This is a genomic window from Metabacillus lacus, from assembly GCF_009674805.1.
Taxonomy (GTDB): Bacteria; Bacillota; Bacilli; order Bacillales; family Bacillaceae; genus Metabacillus_C; species Metabacillus_C lacus.
In genome coordinates this window covers 43,903-51,050 of sequence record NZ_WKKI01000029.1, presented here as the reverse complement: position 1 = coordinate 51,050, position 7,148 = coordinate 43,903, and the positions used below count along the sequence as shown (strand labels likewise).

General features: G+C 42.2%; 9 protein-coding genes. 6 read left to right on the top strand and 3 right to left on the bottom strand.

What is annotated here, in order from left to right; genetic code table 11:
• Nucleotides 1–76 precede the first annotated feature (76 nt).
• Complete coding sequence (locus tag GJU40_RS14010) at nucleotides 77–742, bottom strand: YhcN/YlaJ family sporulation lipoprotein (protein ID WP_154308679.1); 666 nt, start codon at nucleotides 740–742, stop codon at nucleotides 77–79.
• Between the two features lie 125 nt (nucleotides 743–867).
• Here GJU40_RS14010 and GJU40_RS14005 point away from each other — a divergent pair, with 125 nt between their 5' ends.
• Nucleotides 868–1,143, top strand: a complete 276-nt coding sequence (locus GJU40_RS14005) for a YutD family protein (RefSeq protein ID WP_154308695.1) — start codon at nucleotides 868–870, stop codon at nucleotides 1,141–1,143.
• Between the two features lie 88 nt (nucleotides 1,144–1,231).
• Here the strand turns inward: GJU40_RS14005 and GJU40_RS21270 are convergent, their stop codons facing one another.
• The gene (locus tag GJU40_RS21270; protein ID WP_281350712.1) at nucleotides 1,232–1,366 is read right to left on the bottom strand and encodes a hypothetical protein; all 135 of its coding nucleotides are present in this window, start codon (nucleotides 1,364–1,366) and stop codon (nucleotides 1,232–1,234) included.
• A gap of 184 nt (nucleotides 1,367–1,550) precedes the next feature.
• Here GJU40_RS21270 and GJU40_RS14000 point away from each other — a divergent pair, with 184 nt between their 5' ends.
• From GJU40_RS14000 to GJU40_RS13990, 3 genes are all read left to right on the top strand, one after another.
• Nucleotides 1,551–2,858 carry an EAL domain-containing protein gene (locus GJU40_RS14000; RefSeq protein WP_154308677.1) on the top strand — a complete coding sequence of 436 codons (1,308 nt, stop codon included), beginning with the start codon at nucleotides 1,551–1,553 and terminating at the stop codon, nucleotides 2,856–2,858.
• Nucleotides 2,859–2,876: 18 nt separating this feature from the next.
• Nucleotides 2,877–3,317, top strand: coding sequence for a DUF86 domain-containing protein (locus GJU40_RS13995; protein WP_154308675.1), 441 nt, complete (start codon nucleotides 2,877–2,879; stop codon nucleotides 3,315–3,317).
• A gap of 156 nt (nucleotides 3,318–3,473) precedes the next feature.
• Nucleotides 3,474–4,244 (top strand): TIGR01457 family HAD-type hydrolase, encoded by a 771-nt coding sequence (locus tag GJU40_RS13990; protein ID WP_154308673.1) that lies wholly within the window; start codon nucleotides 3,474–3,476, stop codon nucleotides 4,242–4,244.
• Between the two features lie 70 nt (nucleotides 4,245–4,314).
• On the opposite strand, the gene GJU40_RS13985 is transcribed toward GJU40_RS13990, so the two are convergent.
• Nucleotides 4,315–4,815, bottom strand: a complete 501-nt coding sequence (locus GJU40_RS13985) for a phosphatidylglycerophosphatase A family protein (RefSeq protein ID WP_246188369.1) — start codon at nucleotides 4,813–4,815, stop codon at nucleotides 4,315–4,317.
• A gap of 161 nt (nucleotides 4,816–4,976) precedes the next feature.
• Between GJU40_RS13985 and yutH the strand changes: the two genes are divergently transcribed.
• Nucleotides 4,977–5,978: a spore coat putative kinase YutH gene (yutH, locus tag GJU40_RS13980; RefSeq protein ID WP_154308671.1), complete on the top strand. Its 1,002-nt coding sequence runs from the start codon at nucleotides 4,977–4,979 to the stop codon at nucleotides 5,976–5,978.
• Nucleotides 5,979–6,046: 68 nt separating this feature from the next.
• Nucleotides 6,047–7,009: a 2-hydroxyacid dehydrogenase gene (locus GJU40_RS13975; RefSeq protein ID WP_154308668.1), complete on the top strand. Its 963-nt coding sequence runs from the start codon at nucleotides 6,047–6,049 to the stop codon at nucleotides 7,007–7,009.
• The last annotated feature ends 139 nt before the right edge of the window (nucleotides 7,010–7,148 follow it).

Below are 7,148 nucleotides of genomic sequence, written 5' to 3'. Positions count from 1 at the left end.
TCAAAAGGTCAAAGAGCGACCTTTCGTCCAACCCATCTTATGCTTGTCGCTGCTGAGCAGGCGCCTTCCGCTTTTCTTATTCCCAGCGATTCCCATCCTTAGTGTCGTCATCGAGTTCTTCATTCATTTCGCCGTAACCCTCGCCATTAGGGTTTTCGCCGTTATTTAGTTTTCTTCCCTGAGGGGATTTTTTCATTGTCTTGATGGTGCCGTTGATGATTTGGTCAATGTCCCTGCTGTTTGAGTCCAGGTAGCTGTATCCTTCAATTTCTTCAATCAAGCGGGGATCGTCCGATACGTATACGTGATAGTACCGGGGCGCAACGGATATGGCAGTTTTTTTGACCTGATCCGCTGTTTCAAAGCGATTTTGGGTATCAGATTCATATGCGACCAGAATTTCTTCATCCGTTACAAGTGTTGCGATGTCCTTGACGTTAGGCAGCTGCACGCTGAGTCCACTGACGATGTTGGCAAGCTGCTCCCGGTCAATTCCGTAATATTTATGTTCATTTTTGTCATTGGCTAATGGGCTTTTTTGAACGCGGACATACCCAAAGTTGGAAGTATCTCCATCATCATCGTTAGCAATGCCATCTTCGTTATAAAGTTCACTTGAATCATGGACATTGATGGTGGTTCCACTTTCCTCAAAAAGATCTTCTGTGTGATTTGCTCCGTATTGACACCCTGTTAAAACGGTTAATCCGATGATAAAAGAAGAAAGTCCATATATCTTCATGGTTAACACCTCCTCAACGATAGTATTTGCTGAGGAAGGATTTACTCTCTTAGTAATTGATGGAGAAGTTACTCTTCTATATGGTAATATAAAGGAAGAGAGAAGCAAGAAAGTGAGTGATAGGATTGATTTGTATTCAAAATCAATGCTTTGAGTTAATCAAAGAGGAAAGAAACGGCTTTAATGAAGAGGCATTTAAAGGACGCTATTCCGAAATTTTAAATAAATACGATTATATTGTAGGTGACTGGGGTTATAACCAGCTTCGTCTGAAGGGATTTTTTGATGATCAAAATCAAAAATCCACCTATGACACCAAAATCAGTACGCTGGATGAATATCTTTATGAATACTGTAATTTCGGCTGTGCCTACTTTATTGTTAAACGTGTAAGAAAGTAAAGAAATCGGGGCTCATCGCTTCGATTTTTTTCTTCACCTTTTTTCCGGTATTCCCGCCCGCCTGCCTCCTCCGATATTAAGCACATTACTACTTTTTCTCCTGGGGTTTTTCTTTATTTCTTGGGGCTCCGTAAGGTCCTTCGGGGTATTCTACCTGTACATGCCTGTCCTTCATACTTTCAACATTTACAAAATCACTGTAGAGCTTTTCATTTTCTTTCAATTTGTCTCACCACCTTCCTGAATTATTGTGACTAGAATGTCTTGAAATTATGTTTCAGCTGCACTTCCCTCTTTTCAACTGTATGCGTTTCAACATAGATAAAATTTCCAAGAATAAAGTCGAATTCAGTCAAAATGTGGTAAAATAGTAATGCAAAGAAATGGAGTACAGAAGGGTTGAGAATATGGATAAAGGATCCTGGGATACACTCACATCAAGAATCAAAAAATGGAGCAAGATATTTATGCCCTACAAATTTTTGCGTTATTATCCCCCGCAGTTCGTCCTGCGCAATCCTGTACTTGAAGGAGTGTATTCTGCTGTCTCCCAAGGTATGCAGGTCGCAGTCATTGTGTTTAATTTGTCTAATACAAAAGAGCTGCAGCAGCAGCTTGAATCAACACAAGCAGCAGCCTTTAAGGAAGATTTTAAAAAATCCTTCAGGGAAGCGCTGGAGGGTTCAGCTTACCGGGAAGATGTTCTAGTCGTTCATGATCACAGCAGTGACGGCCTGATCCTATTTTTGAAAAACAATGAACATAAGCAAAATGTTGTTTATATAGAAACGTTTATTAAAGATATATCTCCTGCAATAAAAAAGGGGATTTCAAAGTTATATCCGTATTTTGACCTGGATTTTGATATTGGTTATATGTTTATTGAAAAACAGCATTATTCTACTCAAGATGCAATTTTTAAAGCGCAGCAGCAGGCGATTGCCATGGCTCAGAAGCGCGTTCAGTCGCAATATATTGAAATGGTCCTGGAAATGAGAAACATCATACATAAGCGTCATCTTTCATTGCTCGCCCAGCCAATTGTTGATTTGGCTGAAAATCAGGTGAAAGGCTGGGAGTTTTTAGCGAGGGGGCCGGAGAATACTCCCTATGAGTATCCTCTTCAGCTATTTTCAGTTGCCAGGCAGACAAATATGGTCTATGACCTGGAGCTGCTGGTATTGGAAAAGGCTTTTCTGATGATAGGTGAGTCTCAGTGCAAAGAAGATATTTTCATTAACTTTACACCGCTTACACTCGGCAATAAAAGATTTGTGGCTGCACTGGAAAAAATGCTTCTCGAGTACCCTTATATCAAGCCGCAGCAAATTATTTTCGAAATTACTGAAAGAGATTCTATAGAGGGACTGAAATTTTTTCACGAGAATATCGGCAGCCTGAGGCTGAAAGGCTTCAGATTTGCTGTAGATGACACTGGGGCGGGTTATGCAAGCCTGCACACCATCAGTGAAATTATGCCTGATATTATTAAAATTGACCGTTCCGTCATTCAGGATATCGATACGAATTCTGTAAAGGAATCCATGCTGAAAGGATTATTATTAATTGCAAAAGAAACAGGTTCCCTTGTTGTGGCAGAGGGAATTGAAAAAAAAGAAGAGGCGGAAGTACTCTCGAGAAACCGGGTTGATTTGGCACAGGGATATCTGTATGCCAAACCTGGAAAACTTTTATTAGATCGGGTAGCATTGTAGGAAGGGTGGTGAAGAGGAATGTATTTTGTAGATCGGGAAAAGATAGAAGCAACTTTGGTTTATCTGGATTCCAGGCTTCAGCTTATCAGCGGAAAAGAAACCTGGGAAAATGCATTTGAGCTTCTGGCTTTGGAAAGAGCAGCTCATATGATTATTGAGTCTATTTTGGACACAGGCAATGCCATGATAGACGGATTTATTATGCGTGATCCGGGCAGCTACGAAGATATTATCGACATTCTTTTGGATGAAAAAGTTGTACCGGTTGACCATGAAGGCAGCTTAAAAGAGGTTGTTTCTTTACGGAAGGTGCTGGTTCAGCAGTATTTAGATATCAATCACAGTGAGCTTTCCGCTATTCTTCATAAAAACATGGGCCAACTTTCTGCCTTTAGTACCCACATTAGGAGATACCTTGAGAATGAACTTGGTCCAGTTTCGGCATTTAAACCAAAATAATGTGTTCCTGCCGGCAGGTCAGCCCTGTTTTATATATGCTGCGGGGAAGTAAATTGATTGACTTCTGCAGCCAATCAAGGATATGCTTTTTTTCAGGGAACAAGCGCAGCAAAGGGGCGGACTTAACAGCCTGCATAATCGAAGGAGTGCATCAACATGAAAAGCTATAAAGGATATTTAATTGACCTCGACGGAACCATGTATCGGGGAAAAGAAAAAATAGAAGAAGCTTGTGCTTTTGTAAGAGCGCTAAAAGAAAAGGATATTCCTTATTTATTTGTGACAAATAACTCTTCAAGAACACCTGCACAGGTTGCGGATAAACTGAACCAGTTTAACATACCGGCAGCTGAGGAGCAGGTATTTACGACGAGCATGGCGACGGCACAGTACATAGCTGAAAAGAAAGAAAATGCCAGGGTTTATGTTATTGGTGAAGAAGGAATTCAGCAGGCTTTGCTTGAACGGGGACATGAGCTTGTGGATGAACATGCTGATTTTGTTGTCACTGGCATTGACCGCGGCATTAATTATGAAAAGCTTGCAAAGGGCTGTATTGAAATTCGAAACGGCGCAGTATTTATCTCGACAAATGGAGATATTGCCATTCCGACTGAGCGCGGACTTTTACCCGGCAATGGCTCGCTTACTTCTGTCCTGACTGTCTCAACAACGGTGCAGCCTTTGTTTATCGGCAAGCCGGAAGCCATTATCATGGAGCAGGCCTTAAAAGTTATCGGAACGGCTAAGGAAGACACGTTGATGATCGGTGATAATTATGATACGGATATTATGGCCGGCATGAATACCGGACTGGATACTCTGCTTGTTCATACGGGTGTTACAACAGTGGAGCTGCTGGGCGGATATGAGAAAAAGCCAACTTATACAGCTCATTCTCTCACAGAGTGGCTGCCGTACATTTAAGGAAATAAAAGAAGCATTCGGAGACGCATGGCATCCGAATGCTTCTTTTTTAACTTACAGCTGCAGGTTTTCACTCTGTATTCTGGGCACGGTGGGCAAGCCTGCTGGAAGCAGCTGCCGCAATGGCTCCAACAATATCATCCAGAAACGTATGGCACATTCCTGATTCTTTGTCATTTAGGAAGCCGAGAATTCCGGGCTTTTCCTTGTCGATATATCCATAATTTGTGAACCCAATGGAACCATATATATTAACAATGGAAAAGGCGAGTATTTCATCTACACCATACAATCCTTCGTCTTTTTGGATAATGGACAGCAAAGGCTCTTGAAGCTGGCCCTGTTCAGCCAGTACATCCAGCTGAATACCTGATAATATTGCATTTTGCACTTCCCGCTTAGCAAGTACCCGATCAACGTTTTCCATGCAGTCCTGCATGTCTAAGTTAGGGTGATATTTCTTTTGTAAAAAATAAACAAGTTCAGCTATATCTGATTGTGTCACGCCTCTTTCTTCAAGCCATTCTCTGGCACGAAGTTCTACTTCATCCATTTTTGCTTTTTCCTTCATCAACTTCACCCAATCTTTTTTACTATTTTATACATTGTCATTTTATTTGTGCTATATAAATATACCCTTTTTAAAAAGTCCTTAATACAACATTTCTAAATCTATTCATAATCTCCAGGGGAAAGGACTAATTTTATATTAAACCGTTTCATCTGGAGGGTATGAAATTGAAAAAAACAATCAGGGAGCAATATGGCCTGCAGGTCTATGACCTGTTCAAGGCAGGAAGATATGAAGCCTTTCGCACTCAAAATTCGGTGTGCTGCATTGTTCCGGTCAGTTCGTTTGAAGACGAAGAGCTGTACGAGCTTTATTATATGAGCCAATTTCTGCAGGAAAAGGGCGATCCTCATGTCGCAGCATTTCTCCTGACGAAAGACAACGGACTGTATTTTGAAGAAAAATCTGTCCGGTACAGCATTTGCCGGAGCAATCTCAGCCAAAAAAGGGCTGCAAGTTCACCAGGAAGAGAACTGGCGAGGTTTCATCAAAAAGCACGGGCCTTTCCATATTCAATAACCAAAGTGAACCGTATCGGGCAGTGGAAGCATCTATGGGAAAAAAGACTGGATCAGCTAGAGGGGTTTTGGAGAGGCAAGGTTCAGGCACATCCGCTTGATCCTTTTGAAAAATTGTTTATCGAATCTTTTCCCTACTACTTAGGTTTAGCAGAAAACGCCATTCAATATCTGGTAGATACGGAACTCGATGATCATCCGCAGCCAATTGATGCAGCGACAATCAGCCATAATCGTTTTTCTGCGGGACTGTGGCAGGGTGAACATCCTATGAAAATGCCCACTGACTGGATCTTTGATCACTGCAGCAGAGATATTGCAGAGCATTTGCGCCATGAGTTTCACCACAGGCAGGCAGAAATGAGAGAAGAGGGCTTTCGCTTTCTTGAAGAATACGACCGCACCACACCGCTTTCCTCATTCTCCTGGAGGCTTTTATACAGCAGGCTGTTGTTCCCGCTTCATTACTTTGAATGCATAGAAGAGTATTATTTATCAAATGAAGCAGGGAAAAAAGAAGCGGAAACAAGATTGAAAAAGATGCTAAAAGACTCGAATAAATATGAGGAGTTTCTTTCCGCTTATTCAAGCATGCTTTCCATTAGAACGAGAAAAATTAATTTACCGGCAATTTCATGGCTCTAACTTGGACAGTGCCTCCGCAATTGATACTATAGGAGTATTCAAACTAATACGTATCAGGAGTGAAGGCATTGAAACCATTTGTGTTTATAACAAGAAAGCTACCTTTGGAATTTATCCAGGAAATAAAAAGAGCAGCGGACGTTGAAATGTGGGAGGAAGAAGAAGTTCCTTGCCCGAGAGAGCTTCTGCTGAAAAAAGCGGCAAAAGCAGATGGTCTGCTGACTATGCTTTCTGATAAGGTGGATCAGGAGCTGTTGCATTCCGCACCGCAGCTGAAGGTGATTGCAAACTTGGCTGTCGGCTTTGATAATATCGACATAGATCACTGTACTGAAAAGGGAATTACCGTTTGCAATACACCCGATGTTTTGACTGACACCACAGCTGATTTGACGTTTGCCCTGATGATGGCAGCAGCCAGAAGAATTGTGGAAAGTGCTCAGTATGTAAAAGAGGGCAAGTGGAAAAGCTGGGGGCCATACTTGCTGGCAGGCACCGACTTGCATCATAAAACCGTCGGCATTGTTGGCATGGGCAAGATTGGCCGGACCTTCGCCAAAAGAACAACAGGCTTTGATATGAAAATTCTCTATCATAACCGTTCCAGGAACAGGGAAGCCGAAGAGGAGCTGGGAGCAGAGTATTGTGAATTCCATGACTTGCTGAAGCGTTCTGATTTTGTAGTCTGCCTCGCACCGCTTACCAATGAAACAAAGGAGCTCTTCAACAGAGAAGCATTTCAGCAAATGAAAAGGGAAGCTGTTTTTGTGAATGCTTCCAGAGGAGCAGTGGTCGTGGAGGAAGCGCTTCTTTTAGCCTTAGAAGAAGGATGGATCGCAGGTGCAGGGCTGGATGTGTTTGAAAGGGAACCGATAGGAGGAGATCATCCCCTTTTACGCTTACCCAATGTGGTTGCGCTTCCACACATCGGAAGTGCGAGCAGGGAAACGAGGACAGAAATGATTCAGCTTTGCAGCAGAAACCTCAGTGCAGTACTATCAGGGAAAAAACCTGAGACCCCTGTTCAGTAAAAACGGCTGAAATCACTTTATAAAAATAGTGGTAGCTATTCCGTCATTCGGGAATGTCTCAAATTGTCGACAAAAGGTAGTGAGAAGCCCTTCTCGCTACCTTTTGTCATTTTTTGTTTAGGAATGGTGGGGGAAAAGC